Source organism: Bacillus sp. EA-CB0995 (assembly GCF_055814245.1).
On sequence record NZ_CP169269.1, the window covers coordinates 2,656,665 to 2,674,642 of the forward strand.

15 protein-coding genes and 4 pseudogenes are annotated in these 17,978 nt (G+C 33.9%); 1 reads left to right on the forward strand and 18 read right to left on the reverse strand.

Annotated elements, in window-relative coordinates; genetic code table 11:
• Positions 1–118: 118 nt before the first annotated feature.
• From ACEWFJ_RS13785 to ACEWFJ_RS13825, 9 genes and pseudogenes are all read right to left on the reverse strand, one after another.
• A complete protein-coding gene (locus ACEWFJ_RS13785; RefSeq protein WP_473688937.1) occupies positions 119–457 on the reverse strand; it encodes a hypothetical protein in 339 nt (112 codons plus the stop codon).
• The gene (locus ACEWFJ_RS13790; protein ID WP_473688938.1) at positions 409–1,191 is read right to left on the reverse strand and encodes a glycerophosphodiester phosphodiesterase; all 783 of its coding nucleotides are present in this window, start codon (positions 1,189–1,191) and stop codon (positions 409–411) included. The genes ACEWFJ_RS13785 and ACEWFJ_RS13790 overlap by 49 nt, the downstream gene beginning before the upstream one ends.
• A 110-nt stretch (positions 1,192–1,301) precedes the next feature.
• Positions 1,302–2,447 (reverse strand): 3-keto-alpha-glucoside-1,2-lyase-like domain-containing protein, encoded by a 1,146-nt coding sequence (locus tag ACEWFJ_RS13795; RefSeq protein ID WP_473688939.1) that lies wholly within the window; start codon positions 2,445–2,447, stop codon positions 1,302–1,304.
• Between the two features lie 472 nt (positions 2,448–2,919).
• Positions 2,920–3,233, reverse strand: a pseudogene (locus tag ACEWFJ_RS13800) (DUF3892 domain-containing protein).
• 463 nt (positions 3,234–3,696) lie between these two features.
• Positions 3,697–3,846 carry a hypothetical protein gene (locus ACEWFJ_RS13805; protein WP_473688940.1) on the reverse strand — a complete coding sequence of 50 codons (150 nt, stop codon included), beginning with the start codon at positions 3,844–3,846 and terminating at the stop codon, positions 3,697–3,699.
• Positions 3,847–4,205: 359 nt separating this feature from the next.
• Positions 4,206–4,512 (reverse strand): annotated as a pseudogene (locus ACEWFJ_RS13810) (GNAT family N-acetyltransferase).
• Between the two features lie 203 nt (positions 4,513–4,715).
• A complete protein-coding gene (locus ACEWFJ_RS13815; RefSeq protein ID WP_473688942.1) occupies positions 4,716–5,195 on the reverse strand; it encodes a hypothetical protein in 480 nt (159 codons plus the stop codon).
• Positions 5,196–5,834: 639 nt separating this feature from the next.
• Positions 5,835–7,463 carry a ribosomal protection-like ABC-F family protein gene (gene abc-f, locus ACEWFJ_RS13820; RefSeq protein WP_473688943.1) on the reverse strand — a complete coding sequence of 543 codons (1,629 nt, stop codon included), beginning with the start codon at positions 7,461–7,463 and terminating at the stop codon, positions 5,835–5,837.
• A 524-nt stretch (positions 7,464–7,987) separates the two neighbouring features.
• On the reverse strand, positions 7,988–8,536 hold the full coding sequence (locus tag ACEWFJ_RS13825) for a P-loop nucleotide/nucleoside kinase family protein (RefSeq protein WP_473688945.1): 549 nt from the start codon (positions 8,534–8,536) through the stop codon (positions 7,988–7,990).
• A gap of 339 nt (positions 8,537–8,875) precedes the next feature.
• Here ACEWFJ_RS13825 and ACEWFJ_RS13830 point away from each other — a divergent pair, with 339 nt between their 5' ends.
• Positions 8,876–9,391 (forward strand): DinB family protein, encoded by a 516-nt coding sequence (locus ACEWFJ_RS13830; RefSeq protein ID WP_473688946.1) that lies wholly within the window; start codon positions 8,876–8,878, stop codon positions 9,389–9,391.
• 284 nt (positions 9,392–9,675) lie between these two features.
• Here ACEWFJ_RS13830 and ACEWFJ_RS13835 read toward each other — a convergent pair.
• The 9 genes and pseudogenes from ACEWFJ_RS13835 to ACEWFJ_RS13875 all read right to left on the reverse strand — a co-directional run bounded on the left by ACEWFJ_RS13835 (position 9,676) and on the right by ACEWFJ_RS13875 (position 17,719).
• A pseudogene (locus ACEWFJ_RS13835) lies at positions 9,676–12,137 on the reverse strand (PAS domain S-box protein).
• 372 nt (positions 12,138–12,509) lie between these two features.
• Positions 12,510–12,933 (reverse strand): annotated as a pseudogene (locus ACEWFJ_RS13840) (SRPBCC family protein).
• Positions 12,934–12,955: 22 nt separating this feature from the next.
• Positions 12,956–13,426: an SRPBCC family protein gene (locus ACEWFJ_RS13845; RefSeq protein ID WP_473688947.1), complete on the reverse strand. Its 471-nt coding sequence runs from the start codon at positions 13,424–13,426 to the stop codon at positions 12,956–12,958.
• A 258-nt stretch (positions 13,427–13,684) separates the two neighbouring features.
• The gene (locus tag ACEWFJ_RS13850) at positions 13,685–14,164 is read right to left on the reverse strand and encodes an SRPBCC family protein (RefSeq protein WP_473688948.1); all 480 of its coding nucleotides are present in this window, start codon (positions 14,162–14,164) and stop codon (positions 13,685–13,687) included.
• Positions 14,165–14,167: 3 nt separating this feature from the next.
• Positions 14,168–14,512 (reverse strand): ArsR/SmtB family transcription factor, encoded by a 345-nt coding sequence (locus ACEWFJ_RS13855; RefSeq protein WP_473688950.1) that lies wholly within the window; start codon positions 14,510–14,512, stop codon positions 14,168–14,170.
• 1,485 nt (positions 14,513–15,997) lie between these two features.
• Positions 15,998–16,297, reverse strand: a complete 300-nt coding sequence (locus tag ACEWFJ_RS13860; RefSeq protein ID WP_473688951.1) for a methyltransferase family protein — start codon at positions 16,295–16,297, stop codon at positions 15,998–16,000.
• A 26-nt stretch (positions 16,298–16,323) separates the two neighbouring features.
• Entirely contained in the window at positions 16,324–16,533 is a 210-nt protein-coding gene (locus ACEWFJ_RS13865; protein WP_473688952.1) for a hypothetical protein, read from the reverse strand.
• A gap of 242 nt (positions 16,534–16,775) precedes the next feature.
• Positions 16,776–17,189: a DUF6892 domain-containing protein gene (locus tag ACEWFJ_RS13870; protein WP_473688953.1), complete on the reverse strand. Its 414-nt coding sequence runs from the start codon at positions 17,187–17,189 to the stop codon at positions 16,776–16,778.
• 386 nt (positions 17,190–17,575) lie between these two features.
• A complete protein-coding gene (locus tag ACEWFJ_RS13875; protein WP_473692493.1) occupies positions 17,576–17,719 on the reverse strand; it encodes a hotdog family protein in 144 nt (47 codons plus the stop codon).
• Positions 17,720–17,978: the final 259 nt, after the last annotated feature.

The following is a 17,978-nucleotide window of genomic DNA, read 5'->3' on the forward strand; positions in this document are numbered from 1 at the left end:
CAAATTTTCCTGACGCTACCCCTTATAGTTCTTTAAGTAGGGCTTATGGTTTTTATTTATCTTCAAATAGCTACTAAACTGCCCCTCCGTTTGAAAGAGGGGCAGTTATCTATACTTTTCATTCTGTAACAGTTACTTCAATCGGCTCAGCTACAATATGCCATTCCTTCCCAAGCATTTGGAAAGTATGCATCGCAAATACATTCACTGTTCCGGGCTTCAATGCTTGAATGGTACTGCCTTCAATTTTCACTTTGTCTTCTCCGCTGTTCACAAAGATAGTAGTTGGAATATTCTCTCTTTTATCCTCGCGATAATTTACTTTGGATTTTATGTGTAAAGTCGCTGTTTTTCCTACTTTCAGGTTTATTTTTTTATTCGGGATTTCCAAACGAATCGGCGCATCCGTCAGCCACTGCATATAGTCCGTGATCGGTCCGACAACGCCGGCCTGCAAGGCTTCTCCAAACGGATTCTCGTCCCTAAACGTCCACGCATATTCAGAAATCCGCGCTGACGCATATATTGGATAAATTCCGGATACAGGCTACCGTAGCTTGCATTCAATGTCGCGTTCATGCTGGCGCCGTACTGCATCATCTGCTGAGCCTTCTTCAGCTTACTGTCTAGTGTGGAAGGAGGGCCAGCGGAGTAAAGATAGCCGGTTCCGACTTCACGGTTGAGACTGCGAACGTTTCTGATATGGTTGGCATCAAAGCTTTGAATTACTACGTTATCAATCATTCCAGCTTGCTCAATTTCCTGCATCACTTGCTTCTCGATGCCGCTCGCCTTAAGCTCGACAAGCAGAACCACATCTTTCCCCTTAAAATCATTCAAAAACTCTTCAAAGGTAGGTACCTTTTCACCTTGGAATTCGGGACTGAATTTGATACCGGCATCCAATGTGCGAATCTGTTCAAGCGTTAAATCCTTTACATAGCCCGTGCCGTTCGTTGTTCGATCCACATTATAGTCATGCATAATTACCAACTTTCCGTCCTTCGTCATCTGCACGTCCGTCTCAATCATATCCGCACCTAATTCATAAGCTTTTCGATAGGAAGCCATCGTATTTTCAGGCGCAAGGGAAGGTACGCCACGATGTGCCGCCACGACCGGGCGCTGCACAAGTGTATTTTCTGGATATTGCCCCAACGCTTCAATGGAGGCTTCAGGTTTCCCTGTCACAATGCCGTCCACTCCAAGATGAATGAGCGTATGGGCGGCTTGTACATCCTCTGCGCCGCTTCCCCAAACGGAAATTGCGCGGCTATGTAAATAATGGACCGCATCAGGGCTCAGATTTTTTGCGGCATTACCGCAACCATCGCATCGCTTTCATGAATGTCACGCACGAAAGCGGCCATATCATCCTTATTGAAGGATGACTTGGTGTAACGAAGGGCACCGCGAGCCGTTTTAATGAAGCCGCGCATTTCTTTCACGATGGCGGGATTGCTGGATAAAATTTGAAAATCCTGCGTCTGTGTTTCTTTCATGATATTCGCGAGACCTTCAATATCCGCATGTTCTTCCACCTGAACAACCGGAATGAATTTGCCTTTTATGTTTTCTAGAGCTTTTTCAATAGGAGCTCCGTCAACAACCCATTGCCCCTGCACGTTCCGCTTTGCCTGCAGGAGAACCGAAGATGCGCCTTCTTGTGCAACAGATTGCGAAATGATTGTAGGGGGATTCACGATATTCGTTTTCGCTTCTTTCGGAAGAAAAGCGTTCGTTTTCGCTAAAGGAGGAAGCGCATTCGGATATTCATTCACCTTTACATTATCAAATTGAACCGTCGTACCATTCGCTTGAAAGCCAACATCCCCGTTTGCCCATTTCCCGGCTTGATCTGTATCAATCACAAGCTGCCCATCGATGAACTGCTGAACACGATTGCCGCTTGCAATCACTTTGATATGATATGTCTTATTGAGAGCCATATTTTCCGGGTAAAAATTCGTTTCCGGCACGACCCACTGATTGCTTTCATTCCGAATGGCGAACTCCAGCCCGTTCATCGCCGTAGTGCCCCTACGCATAGCGGATTGATAATACGGATAAGAATTGGGCTGTACACGATACATCAACGAAGCCCATCTGCTGTCTTCCACCGCGCTTTGAAACGTCATATCCGCTTCAAAAACGTAATTCCCTGATTGATCTCCTAAAGGAATCACTACTCTGGCAGGGGCGGTAGAAGAAGGAGAAGATAATACTAGCTTGCCGTCTACGACCTTGGCATCTCCCTGTACAAGCTTCCAGCCGGCAGGCAGTAACCCGTTGGCGATTTGGTCAAAATTCTCCTGTGTGAGAGTTTGCTCCGCGGCATGAACCTTGGTTGAACTGTCAACCGGAGCCATCCATATACTTCCGAAAATACTTGCCGATACTAAAACAGTTGCAAATTTTTTTGAATTTCCCGTGAATTTCGATGTCATCACTAGTCTCCTTTTTATTTAGTAGAAACATTGTGACTGATTGGCGGGTGTTCTTCTGTATTTCTAATAGATAGAGTGAGAAGAAATATATACGTTTCCTATGAAAATATTACCAGATGAAGTTAAATATGGGATTAATGTTTTGCAAAGATATTGTAAAGATAGGACATGAGACTGAGATGTAGCTTTGGAATAAAGTTTGATTAAAAACTTCTTACAAATCCGCTTTCTATGGTAAACAAAAAGCATCCATTTTGAAAAAAGATTGATCAAAATGGATGCTTTTCTAGTAGATTTAAGATTGGTTTTTATAAAAAAGATTGATCATTTTTTACTTATGTTGTTCAATAATAACGCTCTATAATTGAATAACTGATGGTTTTCTTACAGCAAGTTTACGAAGATTACAGTAAATTAGTAAAGTAAAGAAGAGAATATCCAAATTAACATTCTCTTCTTGAGGTTTACCCGTTTAAAAAGAAGGTAAGTTATCTAAGTTATTTTCTTTAATACCATCAGGTTCACTACGTATAATATCCCTGCCATACTTATGAAATACGTTCACATGAGCTAACTTCCTGATTTTGCTTCATCAAGAGCAGTAATGTAATCTAATTCTCTTCCACTACTTGTTTTAAAAGCAATAATATCATCCTCATCATTTTTACGAACTGCAACAATTTGTTCTACTCCTGAATCGACTTCCTCAACTACTTCCAATTGAGCTTGATCTTCCCCTTGTTGTAAGTATTCATTATAAATTTTTTGAAAGTCTTTTTTATCCATAAAACCCACCTCCAAAACATTTTATTAGTATGTTCGGAAGCTATTAGTTTTATGTACTATAAGCCTTAACAAAATGAATTATTTTTACAGTTTTTCATACTTTCATTCCATAAATGCGAACCTATTCCAGCTTTTCAGCTCTTATTCAACATAGTGGCCCAATACATAAAGATCGAGCACAATTCTTGCTACAGAATTGCGCCCTTTAATTAAACAACATTGCTGGCGTTTTTAAATCTTGATAACATTTATAACATCATTATTTGTAATAACAGTTATGAAGAGAACTGAAACCTCATGATAAGCAAAGTTTCAGATACTAATAAAACAAACAAGAAGATTATATGAGGAGCAAGTGCAATTGTAAGAATTAACGCGACCAAAATAGTACACAAAATATTTGCTATATGGCAAACAACAAAAACTTTTGTCGGCCTTTGCCTGATGTTAATAAGAACATAATTTAAAAAGCAAGAAAAATGAGTGTAAGACCGGCACTCGTAAACCAAAGAGCATCGAGTATATACGATTTGTAAATTATCGGAGTTACTGCAATATGAATGATTCCAATAATAAAAATAGCGATAGTGACCGTTAGAATCGCTTTTCTCATGTAAATCCTCCTTGATTAATAACTTGAATATATACATATATAAGTATATGTTACTTTAGAAGTTGGTGATTCGACATATTGTCTTAATTTAGTTTTTATGTCATCTAGTGTGCAGAACCGCTTTTACAAACAGTTAAACTTAATTTTTTTCCTATTTATCTCACCACTTTTGATACTTTGTAAGTTTATTTATAATTCTTTACTCGTTAAAAATAGGAAACATCCTTGTGTTCATCCTGCTCTTTAGTTAAGTACATCTCTTCACAATCTCACACTTACATTAACATTAATATCCAGTTTTATTTAGAAGTGTTATTCTATTAAATGACCCGATTGTTGAATAAGCCTATTGCTGTATGTCAAAAATTTCGCGATAAGCGAATCATGTCACGGCAGCGTATCCCATCTTGTCTGGATAGTGTCTAATGAAAACATCCCTATCTACTCTATCAATTCTAAATCCACACTTTTGATAGAGAGCAAGCTGTCCTATTCCAGAATTACCAGTTCCAATTTCTATTGTTTTGTAACCTTGAGATTTGGCATTTTGGACTGCATGGTTACTAACTTCTTACCTATCCCCTGACCCTGATACTTCTCTGTGACAGCGACATTAACTGATTCGACTGTATCAGGTCTTGTAGGCAGGAGAACGTAAACCCCTATAAACTTTGTATACTATGCAAGTTTAATTTCACTTATATAATATACTGGCTCTAATTATTTCATAAAAATAATTCTTTCCAAATTTTAAGGTAACAAGAACCAGCTTTCGAAGCTGGTTCTTGTCTTTTTTAGAATTCACTTTGGGATGCTATCGTTCAGGATCTTTCAATAGAGACATATTTTTATGTTCATAGGCTCATAGGCTATCTATAAACTTTTCCAGATGCCTTTATAGTTGGACCAAAACTATCCGGAACAAAAACTAAATAATACTTATCACTCCACCAACTATCCTTAATAGTAATATACTTTGTTGTACTTCCGTTTACAGGAACCCTTATAGAACCCACTACTGGATCAGTAGAAAAGGGATCGTCTCTTTTTACCTTGATGGTGTAGTAACCATTCCTCCCAGGAGATGATGAAGTTACTTTTAAGTAAAGTTTACCTGATCCTTTAAAGATAAATCTTGATGATCCAGAGTAACCTGCATCAAATGAAACTGACCAATACCAAGGTAAAGAATATGTTGATAAAGAAGTAATTGACTGTGGTTGTGTTTCTGGAATTGTAATTATTTCTGCAGCAGAAACTTTTGTATCATGAAATGAAATTACTGTAAAACTACACATCAATCCTAATGTTATAGCAAACATTAGAATCTTTCGAACATATTTTTTCATGCGTTATTCCTCCCCACTATAGGTATATTTATACAAATCAGTATAATGTATGTTTTACCAAAGTTTTCCTATCACTTATTTCTTATAAAGCCTTTCAAATTAAATTATGTATATCCTATACATGTGAGGTTTACATAACGCCACTTATCAGTAGTCAATTTATCTAGAAACCTAGAAAAGTTCCTTCAGAAGATGAACTGTCCCCCGAATCGTGGACATTAAAAAAAGTCCATGATTCGAGGTTTTTGTGTATTACAAATGCTTACGTTTGCTATCCTTTACAGAAAAAACTGAATCAGTTTTTAAATGAACTTAGTAACAAATACTGAGTATAGATGAAGAAAAAAACGAGTGTAATATATTAGAATTTATATGCTACAATAATTGCATGCTATATGTGACAATGGTATCGTTTATTGGAACAATACGTAGTTTATTTATAAGTAAAATTATGAAACTAGTTCCATGTAGTTTATGTTGATATCAAAGAATATGCTTACTCCCCATGCCCATCAAGCTAAAATAAATCAATACCCCAAAACGATAAAATTGAGAAAATTTCATTTTTTTGTTTTGGGGTAATTCTGAATTCTTAACTTGATGGCAATGTGGCAGTACCCTAACTACAAGTATTTTCGATTATAGCTCCTTTATTTGCTTCGTAAGTTCTTTGAATCTTTTATCAAGTTCCATGTACGCTTCATCTTTAGGAGTTAAAAAGCTTAGTTTTCCTAAAACCTCTTGTCTTTCTGTTTCAAGCTTTAAACGTAATTCAGCGAGATTATCTCTTTTTTGAAATGTTTCTTTCAATTGCTTTTGTATGCTATTGTTTGAAAACACCAGTCTACTGTTAGTCGTTTTTTCAAGAAAGTACCGATCATGTGATACAACAAGCAGTGTACCATTATATTGTGCTAATGTATTTTCAAGCTGTTCACGTGAAGGTAAATCAAGATGATTTGTCGGCTCATCTAAAATAAGCACATCTTTTTCATCTAGTATATACGCCATTAGCTTGCACTTTACACGCTCACCCATACTCATGTGCTTGATTGGCTCTGTCCATTGAGAAGATTTAAATCCTAAATGATTCATTAAACTTTGTACTTTTCCTCTTTCTTCAAAAGTCTCTTTATAAAATAACTGTTCTGGTGTTTTTTCAAGTGGTAAATCAAATACTTCTTGTGTTAAATAACCAATGTTTGCAGATGGTGAAATCCATACTTCGCCTTCAAATGTTTCCTGTCCCATAATCACTTTCAATAATGTTGTTTTCCCGCAACCATTAGGACCCATTATTGAAATTTTCTCACCATGCTGAATTGTAAAATTAACTTTCTCAAATAATGTTCGTTCCTCAAAACATTTTTTTAATTGTTTCACTTCTAAAAAACGTTTTCCTACTTTTTTATTTGTTTCAATTGAAAACTCTACAACAGGGTCTGGTTTAACACGTTCTATCTTCGTTTTTTCAAGCTCTTTTTCAAGACGCTTTTGTTTCGACTTTACTTGCGCATCCATTCGCTTTGCCTTTACACGATAATATTCTTTAATGCCCTCTTTTTTTGTCGACTGTGCATGTGCTTTTTGTGACCATGATGATATTTCTTTCATTTGTGATTCTATACGTTCGATGTTTTTTTGTTGCTTTTCATATTCGCGCTGCTGAGCGAGTCTCTTTTGTTCTCGAACTTTCATATAACTCGTATAATTTCCTTGATGCTCAATTAGTTTTGTATCTTCTATCGACCAAATTCTCGTTGCAACAGCATCTAAGAAATATCGATCATGTGATACAACAATGATTGTTCCACTTTTGCTTTTTATCTGTTCAATGAGCAATTCTGTACTCTGCTCATCTAAATGATTCGTTGGTTCATCTAACATTAGAAGGTTTGTACCTTGCGCAAATCCTTTTGCAAGTCGGATTTTAAGCTTTTCTCCACCACTTAACTTATGAAAATCGTTTGTTGGTACTCCCCATTTTGAAAGAAGTTCAGCTTCTATCGCTGTTACTTCATTAGATATATATGCCTCTTTTTCTTGTTCAACATATGCCATTGTTACGTTCATCTGTTGCCATTGAAGTTTCCCTTTTGTTGGTTCTATTTCTCCATTTATCAACTGTAACAAAGTGGATTTTCCAGCACCATTTTTTCCAATTACTCCAATGATATCTCCCTGTTTCACTGTAGTATTAATTTGTTCAAACAGAGTATTTTCCATTATTTCCAAACAAACATCTTGTATTTTTAAAAGTTCCTTCATGCCATCTATTCCTCTCTTTAAAAGGAGAATAAAAAAATCCTCCCAATTAAATTTGGCAGGATTAGTCGTTTAAATTATTTATACCCAAATAAGCTATTTTATTAAATAGCTTTACTTCCTTATGAAAAATGGGTAGACTAATCCTATTTTTTATAATTTGAAATATCCAATTTCAACATTTAAAAATAAGATTAGTTAATCATCGTCCACCCATCATCCTTTCTGTCATTAGTATTAATATTGTAGCATGGTAAAGTTGTATTAATAAATGAGAAAAAAGATTGGTTTTAGAGAAAAGGCGTAAATTCTTCATTTTTGGGTTATTTTCATATCTTAGCTTGATGGGCATGAGGCGATAAATAAAGTCGTACTGTTTATAAAAAAGATGTAGCGTTTATAAGTTATCAAGACCTAAATTAAAAAAAGATAGATAAATTAAAGGACATTACATATTAGTCATATAAAATATGTAATGTCCTTTCTTATTCCACTAACGCGCCCGTTTATTTAACATTTGTATCACATCATATAGTGAGTAAAGAAGATTTCTTTTCAATCACAGCTTTTATTGTTGAAACACTTTGTTCGGTTGATTGATTTGTTGTGTCAATAATATTGGATTCATAGATACCCAAATTGTTAAATTGCTCCCACATTTTTTCTACCAATTCAATGTTGGCATCTTCGTCCAATTTGGTACGATTGATTGCTCGTTTCATTGTTTCTTCTTTAGTCGCTCTTAAGATAATGTAATGTACTTCATAATTATCTTGTACGACTTTTAACCACGACTTTAAGAACCAAGGACCAACAATTCCATCTATAATCACATCGTACCCACCACGTGCAAAACATTTTGCAGCTTCCAAAAAAGCTTCAATAACAATTAAGTTTTGTTCTTGTGATTCTGGTAAAAATGGAGGTATTGCCCCCTTTTGAATATAGTGATAAAAATCATCCGTGTGCATATGTACCGACTTTGATAAATTAGACTCTTTAGCAACAATAGATGCCGTTGTACTTTTACCAGTCCCTGGTGAACCAGTAATTATAATAATTCTGCCTTGTTTCATAAATATTCTCCTCATTTCTATTATTCTTCTTTTCACATTGATACATTTTCTATTTCGGGACGCTACCCTAATAGGCCATATTCAATTAAATGGCCCAATTGTTGATTTATAATAAATTTTGATAATTTACAAAAAAGATTGATAATTTAAAACGAAGTTTGATAAAACCCTGTATAATAGGGTTTTTCTTTTGACCCTTTAACTTCATCTGGAATGTTCAATTAAAGGGCTAGTTTGTAGAGGATTTTAACAGGTTTTTTTAGAGTTATTATTTAAATAAGGATTTTGAAGTCTTTTGGTGAATATTAAATGTTAATCTAAAAGATGGAGGTTGTTGTGATGTTGAAACTGTTTCAATATAACTGGCAAGTTCGTGATGATTGGTTTACATTGTGCGAAGACATACCGGATGAAGAACTATTAAAGAAACGGGTCGGTGGGTTCGGCAGTATCCTACATACCCTATTTCACATTGTAGATGTGGAATATATGTGGATCTTAGGTTTGCGAGGTGAACCAGTGCCTGAGGAGCCATTGTTTGAAGATTATGCTAGCTTACAAAAAGTGAAAAATCTTTCAGCTCAATACCACGAGAAAGTGAAGCCATTTGTGACATCTTGGACAAATGAAATGGATTCTCGGAAACTTTCAGAAACTGATTTCAATGAAGAACCGATTAGCTCTAGAGACGCACCAATCAGGCGCCGAGTCATTGAATGTACACACGGAGAGATCATACGTCATGTCATTGTCCACGAAATCCACCATATCGGCCAGTTATCTATATGGGCACGTGAAATAGGAAACGAGCCAGTTTCCGCAAATCTGAGAGGAAGAGGGCTATTCGATAATTAGACTGCCTTTGCCAATTTCACAATCGGGCGCTTTAATGGCACAAGGATCAAGAAATGATCAAACTTATTTATAAACGAATGGTTTAATTGAATATATTTAAAGCGTGTTTTGATCAATCTTTTTTTCAAAACACGCTTTTTCTATTTACTATTTTATCAAGGTTTATAGAGTTAATTTAATCAAACTTTTTTTCAAAGCTATATCAACTAGAGAAGAAATTAGTGTTCCAAAAAACAAAAAAATAAGCTGAATTCCTCATAAGTATCGGTACTACCGCATACCTATCAAGCTAAGATAATTTTGTATCCATTTTTAAATTTAACAACATTTGTTTTATAATTTACAAATAGGAGAGTAACCTCTATTATTGTTCCTCTATTCACTTCACTTTCAATACATATTTTGCCTTGATGCATTTCAATAATTTTGTAACAAATCATTAATCCTAAGCCGATCCCCTCCTCTTTAATGCTATAAAATGGTTCTCCAAGGTATGGTATACGTTCTTGAGGAATCCCACATCCTTGATCAATAAATCGAATATTGATTTGATTATGATCAGCTCTATCAATTTGAATGACAATTTCTCCTCCCGTTGGCATAGATTCAATGGCATTTTTTAAGATATTAATGAATACTTGTTTTAATTGATTCCCTTCACAATGTATCATTGGAATATTAGACATAACTTCTGTCTTCATTTGTACATTATTCATGAGTGCTTGGGGCTCTAGTAGCATGACAACTTGATTTATTAACGTACTTATATCATTAGGCTGAATTTTTACTGCTTGAGGTTTGGCGATTGCCATAAATTCATTCGTAATGCTTTCAATTCGATCAATTTCTGATGATACTATATCTATATATGGATGATTATTTTCATTTTCCGTTGTTTTTAATAATTGCATAAATCCTTTCATTGCAGTTAAAGGGTTTCTAATTTCATGAGCTATTGCTGCAGCTAATTGACCTACAACAGCAAGTTTTTCGGATTTTCTTAATAATTCTTCCGTCTTTATTCGTTCGGTAATATCTCGAGAAATACTTAAGAAAACTTCTTTTCCATTCAACTTGAATACACGAATACTAAACTCTGACACTATTTTCTTTCCTGTATGAAAAACATATTCATCTTGCAAAGTAAAAGAATTTTCTCCATCTTTAATTTTTTCTATCAGTCTTCTTAAAAGGGGAGAATCCTGAGAAGCAATATCAAAAAATGGAGTACTAAGAATTTCATCCCTGCTTAAATTAAACCTTTCACACCCAATTGCGTTTACTTCAATGATTCGAGCGGGGATTCGATTTTTATCCAATTCTACTACGTATACCGCATCCGCTGCCTGTTCAAATAGTACACGATATTTCAATTCACTTTCTTGCAATTGTTGATATAATTGATGTCGTTCTTTTTCTGCTTGTTTTCTTTCAGAAATGTCCCTACATATTGCAGAGAGAGCCATTATATTCCCTCTCAAATCTAGAATAGGTGAAATCGTTATACTTACATCAATTAAATCCCCATTTTTTCGTTGTCTAATGGTCTCTAATCGAGTAATTGTAGATTTTCCAGACAGAATATTTTGAATGATTTCTATCGATTCATCCATTAAGAAATCAGGTACACAAGGTACTTTTTTACCGATAGCTTCTTGTATTGGCCAACCAAATATCGTTTCAAAAGCTTTATTCGCTTGTAAAATATGCCCTTCTCGATCAGTGATAACAATCGCATCTATGTTGTTATTTACAAATGACTCCAGTAATTCTTTAGTCGTTTTTAATTCACACTCCACTTTTTTCTCTCTGTAATATCAATTGCAGAACCAACAACTTCAATAACTTTTCCATTTCGCTTAATTGGCCTAAGTGCGATTAGAGCAATGGTTTCATTATCTGGCCAAGGAATTTCAAATATAACTTCATTTCCCTCCCATGCTTGTACATAATACTTCAGTAATTGAGGAACGAGATGGGGAGGAATAATGGAAGAATCGATAGTACGTAAACTTTTTCCTACCACTTGTTCAGAATGAAATCCATTTTGATAATAAAATTGCCCATCACACATCGTATGTATAAAGTGCGTATCTACTTTAATAAATTTAAAAATTCCTCCTTGCAGTTCATGGACAGTATCTTTAAGTTCTTGCTTCGATCCTTTTAATTTTTGATTCGTTCTAAATAACTCTTGTGTTAAGGAATATAATTTTTGATAAGCTTCCATCAGAAAAAGTCCGCTTAACAGACCCATACTTGTAAATAATAAGTTTTGAATGTGAAGCATTTTAGATATTACAGTCGGAATGAAGAATTCGCCTACCAATCGAATCATAGCCATATAACAAATTAGATAAAGGAAGCTAGCTTTAAATGGATGTAAGTTTTTGAAATATGTTTTAAAAATAGTAAATATAATGCCTATTCCTAATAATGCGACGACATATGGTACATAATATCCATCCATATACATAACACGCATGATAAAAATACTAAGTACCGTAATCCAACCGGCAGTACGACCAAAGTAAACAAACGAAAAAATGAGAGGAACAGCTCGAAGATCATAGTAAAATCCCATGTATTTAAAAGAAAAAGTCATCAAAATAACAGCAATGATTGCCCCATATATTTTTTCCATGAACTGGTTGGATTTCATTACAAACACTTGGATGAATATAATTGAACTAACTAGGAATACAAAAATAAAAAGATTAATAAAAAGTCTTTGATAAACATATATTGTCCCTCCTTATATCAAACAAATTCGACAGAAAAGGAGAAAATCCTACAAATAATATTATAGAAATAGAGGGACAGTTCCATTTTGCTAATTCTATATAGGGGTAGCCTCTTGGATCTTTTATTATAGGAAGCGCGAATTTAAGAGAAGTAGGTTGTCCAGTTGAAAATGTACCTTATCTTTTTTATATTTTTTAGGCGCAATCCTTATTAGAGGATTGCGCCCGTTTGTTAAAGATCGATTAACTTATTTTAGCTGGTTATTTATTTCAGAACATTAAAGAAGCGTCTTTATAAGGTATAACGTCAGGAATTTCCGAATTTATAATATTAAAACTTTTTTCAAAAAAGAGCCAAAAGATTAATCATATAGTTATTTAACTAATGCTGCTCTCAAATTAACACCATATTCCAAATATCCCTTTAAACAGGTCAACATATAAACCCAACCCTCTTTATTATCAATCAATTGACTTATTAACTCATTATCATTTTCTTTAAAACCTTCTTCGTTAACTTCAATAATTGTACTCGAGTTATCCAATTCTTTTAGCGTAATTGTAACAATATGTCCTTCCGCCCATTGGTACACAATTTTCTTATTTATCTCGACTTCCATTATTTCTATATCCATTTGAGCATCATATTCATCATATCTCAATGTAACCGTCTTGCCTTGTTCCCATCTTTCAGAACTCGACGAGAACCAAAAAATTCCTGATTTTTGAAGGATCTACAAATGCTTCAAATACTTCATTAGCTGGCTTTAATATTTTCATTTTTGTAAGGTTGTTCATAATAAATCAACTCTCTTTCTGTTTATTCACGATCCATCATCTTATTGTCTAGGTTCTCAAGTACAAACGGCCAAGCATGTTCGGCTTGATTCCTTGACTCCTCATCTGGAAACCCTGCTTGAGTAAGATGTAGCTTTGTGCCATGTCCGTGAGGTTCAAGCTTAACTGTGACAACTGTTTCAGCTCCTTTTGTTCCTTCAGCGCCCGTAACCCATGTCAATTCTACGAGATGGTTTTGCTCAAGTCTTAAAAATCGTCCGTAATGGGGATGACGCTGTGCCTCACTATGTACATCAAATTTGTAGATTGTCTCAAAGAAAAAGACTTCATTGACCTCTGCCTTCATTAGTACTGACCCAGGTGCTGCAAACCAGTGGTCAATCTGCTCTGTCCACCCTTTGAACAGCGCTTCCGGCGAAGAATTCATTAATCGTTCAACTGTTAGATTAAACTGTCTCGATGAGAGGTCAGGTATCGTAATCGGATTTTTCATTTAAACATATCTCCTTTCGGAAAATAGTGGTGTTTAGTTTGTTACAACAATACTGTGATTGGTTTTGGTGTAAAGAGATTTCATGTTTTGAAAAAGCTTTTAAATTGCTTAAAATAGCTGGCCATCTATTGTTTAGTCCTCAAACGTATCGTCTTTATTCACGATGTCCGCAGGTGCCCTTTAATAGGAGATTGTTCTACGACACCTATGCTACACGGATATTACAGATATACCATCTTTAGTTATATATTAAATTCACTATAATTGTTTAGTTACCATTACATACTTCTCATGCCATTTTTCCCATTCACCTTTTGGAAAGTCCATATATTGACCGTCCAGTACTGTACTGAACATATCTAGACATACATGCCATCCAGCTAAATCTTTTGAAGTATGATCACTCAAGGTAGGAATATATTCTTTTAATACTAATAAACAACCATCATCTTTTGGAAATAACTCGAATCGAACCCAACCTTCTCCCCATTCGTATTGCAAATATTCCAGTTCTTTGAAATCTATAATCGAAATATCAATAGATTTCCCCGTCCCGTCGTTCATATTGAACTTAATTATTCCGCCTTTTCGAAGGTCTACAACTTGTAAGTTTGGCATCCATTTTTCCAATTGCCCATTTTCAGTTAATGTGGCCCAAACCTTTTCAACTGAATGATGTAGTGGTCGATTATATGTGGCTACATATCCATCCTCAAACTTCTCTACAACTGCTAGCATACATTACTCCTCCTCATCTAATAATTGTTCTAGCATATCTAACTTGTCTGACCAGTACTTTCGATAAGGTTCTAACCAGTTATCAATTTCTGCAAGGGGCTCCGCATTCAAATGGTAAATATTTTTTTGGGAATCCTTAATGATTATCACTAGCCCAGCCTCCCTTAATTTTCGAAGGTGTTTAGAAACTCCTGGCTGGCTTAATTGTGTACACTCAACTAATTCCCCAACAGACCTTGGTCGTTTTCTGAGAAAATCTATAATTTTTCTACGGTTTTCCTCAGCTATTACTTCAAACAAACTTGTGGTGTAATTTTTCTCGCCCATATTCATCACATTCCTATACATTTTATAACCACCCAGTTATATTACCGAATGGAAATGAATGAGTCAAATTAATTGATTATAATCCAATTAAATCGCACCAGTTATTCCACAATGTTTTCCCCTAAATTTGTCATAACTATTTTAATCAGTTGCTGTTTTTGTTTTAATTGGGTAGTTCTTACCCATTATTAATTAATGAACGATAACTCCTATTTTAATGTGTAAAAATTACATATTAAAATAGGAGTAAATCCGGAGAAAATCAACTAACTTTGCATAACGTATAAACTTTAATACTTTTAGTATTTACAATTATAGGATGGGATTTTCCTAATACATCAGACAATTCCAATATACCGTTATTTAGGTGCCTAATATTAGTAGACATAAAATTTACCCTTACCACATCTCCACGAATACTTTTTGCACACAGTATCATTTCATTCCCTCCAATACCATAATTATCAACTAAATTCTAACTGCTTTGAAATTAGTTGATAATTTTATTTTATCACTCCTCTTTTGTTGATGCTTTTCAAAAAATAGTTTGAATCATATCTAATTAAGAATTTAACTCTAAATATAATAGTCCATCATTATTTTAATAACTTACTTATTAATTAAACAAAATTAGATTCTACTAATTAATTATTAAAAAACAGATTATAAAAGAACCCTGTAAGAATAAACGGTTTTTACAGGGTTCTTTTATAATCTGTTTTTTCTTTTCTCTTATACAGAATAAATTTCTTTAATCTAGTAATTTGAATTCTGTTCGTCTTGAGGAGAACAAATAAACATATATTGATTGTTTCTTTTAAAAACTCACTATAAAGGAGAATTCATTGTAATTTTGTATATCATAATTATATTATGTAAATTGAATTCCTAACTCTAACTTATAGGTGATAATGTTGTTTTAGAATAAAGTTAATTCATCTTGTTATAGGATTGTTTGAATTTCTCAAATACTTTTTTGTCGCTAAATCATCATTATGCGAATTGAGAATTTTTTTAATACTTCATCAAAGTCAGATATATGTTTACTAATATTCACGTGATGGAAATCAATTCACCCATTCAATATTTATTTAATTTCTTCCGCTAACTCTAAAATAAGCCCTTATGGTCCACGAACGTAGCATAATTTATAAGCGTTTTCGTAGTTTTGTATCTCACCAAAAAGTTCTGCTCCGTTAGTTGTAACTTTAAAATAAAGTTTGATTAAAAATATCGTGTTAACCCGTATTCTACGGTAAATAAAAAGAATCCATTTTGAAAAAGATTGATCAAAATGGATTCTTCTCCAGCAGATTTAAGTTTGGTTTTTATAAAAAAGTTTGATCATTTCTACCTATGTTGTTCAACAATCGCGCCCTTTAATGGAATAACGAAAATTAGAACAACAGATATGAATCAGCTTATTTTTTCTGGAACTAACGCACCCGTTAGCTGAATAAGGAAAAATGACTTTAGTAACTAATTTTGAACTTTCTCCTATAATTTCTAGTATAGAAACGGAATAATTCGCCAAGTCTTGGACTGATATTGTTTATATTGTTCACCAAATAGTGTAACAAGAGTTCTCTCTTCAATTTTTATACGATACGAATACGCAAGGAAAAATAAAAAGATATTTATGATAATGGCAATGAACGAAGATGAAGATATAGCAAACCCTAAAAAGGTCAGAAAAGAACCTAAATAACCAGGATGGCGAATATATTTATACAGACCGCTTTGAATTAACTTATGTTCCCCCTGCATTCCGACGTTCCTACTGTAAAATCGCCCTAATGTTTTCATTGAAGAAAATCTAATCCATACACCAATTAGCCCGACAATAACACCAAAAACAGAAATGAATTAACCTTATTTATTGTAAAGAAATATATAATCTCTGGAATGGTTAACATCAAGGCTAAAACTACTCCGATAAAAAAACTAGAACCACGATTTTGTTTTTCTTCTTTAACAGGTGAACTTCTATAAAATTCTAATAATAAGTACAGAAAAATAGGCAAATATGCTATAAAAAACATAATTCTTTCTCCTTTCAATAAAAGTATCTAATGATTAACTCATTTATTTTTATCAATGAGGTCACGCAATTTGGATGACCCTAAGATAATATCAACACAGGTTCTTTTATCAATCTTTATTACAAATTATCTATCTTTATTATAAATAATCGGACTTTATTTTAAATCTACATTAGTTGCATAAGAAAAAGCGATCCTTCATTAAGAAGAATCGCTTCCATTAGTACATAACTTTCTCCTCATTAATCCTCAATTTCAATTCCAGCTTGTTTAAATGGTTCTAATACTTTTGGATAACACAGTGAAATATATTCCACTGTTTTTAAATTTTTTATATTCTGAAATCCTTCAACAGATATTACATCAAATAAACTGTCTTCGCCATCCCAATCTGGCTTTAGGATATGATAAATTTCATTCCCCCCATCAAAGCAAAGGGATTCAATCTTTTCCAAATCACTTATTTCCAAAGTTAACTCTTCTAAATAATCTCTGATTTCAACAATTGGTCCAGCTCCAGAATACCAATCGAAATTATTCGTATACTTATCTATTAAGTCTGTTAATTCTTTTAGAAATAGTGGCTCTTTATCTAATAAAGCTTCAATTACCACTAATTTAAAATTAAAATCTTTAAACATCTCACTCTTTCCCATTTTAACTACCTCCAATATTATCTCTGTCCTAGGCTTTTAATCTAATCTGCACTATTAGTATTATAGCGAATATGGAAAAAATTAGCATTATTCACAATAACCTTATTTAACTAATCTGCCCCGTTCGTGGAATAAGAAAAGAATTCATCTATTCAGTTGTCAATGTTCTTTTTTATCTTAATACACTATTTGGATTTCAAATAAAAAACAATAGTTACAAAAGAATATACTCACATCAATGAGTACATTAATTCAATACAAATTAAGCAATTTTAAAGAGCCTTGCTACAATATACATGTAGCAAGGCTCTTATAAAAATTAAATCACTTTATTATAAATTTAAATATACACTCTCATCAAAATTAACAAAATAATGATTTTCCCTCTATGAAACTGCCCCCATAGTCGCAATGAGATTTTGTCCATGTAAAATATCAATTCGATAGAAGCCAGTACGATAGTTTCGTCTTATTTCCGTGGCACGAGCAACTAGTTTATCTCCTAATTTAGCCGATTCAATAAATTGAATGGTTGTTGAAAGACCTAGTGATGTCTTTCCATAAGCGTTACAAGCTACAGAAAAGGCATGTGATCCGCTAAAGCATAACTAACCGCTCCATGAACAGTTTCATGAGCATTTAACATATAGCTTTGTACCACTAAAGTTGCTTCTGCAAAGCCTACTTTAAATTCTGTTGGTGTAGCATAAGAATAATTAAAATCTATTTTCTTTTGAATATACCCTATAAAATAAAACAGACTATATATCTTTAGATTTCGTATGAATA

What these genes read in the sequence shown, in the direction of transcription:
- ACEWFJ_RS13795 (WP_473688939.1), bottom strand. Translation starts at nt 2,447, where the DNA reads ATGACATCGAAATTCACGGGAAATTCAAAAAAATTTGCAACTGTTTTA.
- ACEWFJ_RS13805 (WP_473688940.1), bottom strand. Translation starts at nt 3,846, where the DNA reads ATGAGAAAAGCGATTCTAACGGTCACTATCGCTATTTTTATTATTGGA.
- ACEWFJ_RS13815 (WP_473688942.1), bottom strand. Translation starts at nt 5,195, where the DNA reads ATGAAAAAATATGTTCGAAAGATTCTAATGTTTGCTATAACATTAGGA.
- abc-f (WP_473688943.1), bottom strand. Translation starts at nt 7,463, where the DNA reads ATGAAGGAACTTTTAAAAATACAAGATGTTTGTTTGGAAATAATGGAA.
- ACEWFJ_RS13825 (WP_473688945.1), bottom strand. Translation starts at nt 8,536, where the DNA reads ATGAAACAAGGCAGAATTATTATAATTACTGGTTCACCAGGGACTGGT.
- ACEWFJ_RS13830 (WP_473688946.1), top strand. Translation starts at nt 8,876, where the DNA reads ATGTTGAAACTGTTTCAATATAACTGGCAAGTTCGTGATGATTGGTTT.
- ACEWFJ_RS13845 (WP_473688947.1), bottom strand. Translation starts at nt 13,426, where the DNA reads ATGAAAAATCCGATTACGATACCTGACCTCTCATCGAGACAGTTTAAT.
- ACEWFJ_RS13850 (WP_473688948.1), bottom strand. Translation starts at nt 14,164, where the DNA reads ATGCTAGCAGTTGTAGAGAAGTTTGAGGATGGATATGTAGCCACATAT.
- ACEWFJ_RS13855 (WP_473688950.1), bottom strand. Translation starts at nt 14,512, where the DNA reads ATGTATAGGAATGTGATGAATATGGGCGAGAAAAATTACACCACAAGT.
- ACEWFJ_RS13860 (WP_473688951.1), bottom strand. Translation starts at nt 16,297, where the DNA reads ATGAAAACATTAGGGCGATTTTACAGTAGGAACGTCGGAATGCAGGGG.
- ACEWFJ_RS13865 (WP_473688952.1), bottom strand. Translation starts at nt 16,533, where the DNA reads ATGTTTTTTATAGCATATTTGCCTATTTTTCTGTACTTATTATTAGAA.
- ACEWFJ_RS13870 (WP_473688953.1), bottom strand. Translation starts at nt 17,189, where the DNA reads ATGGGAAAGAGTGAGATGTTTAAAGATTTTAATTTTAAATTAGTGGTA.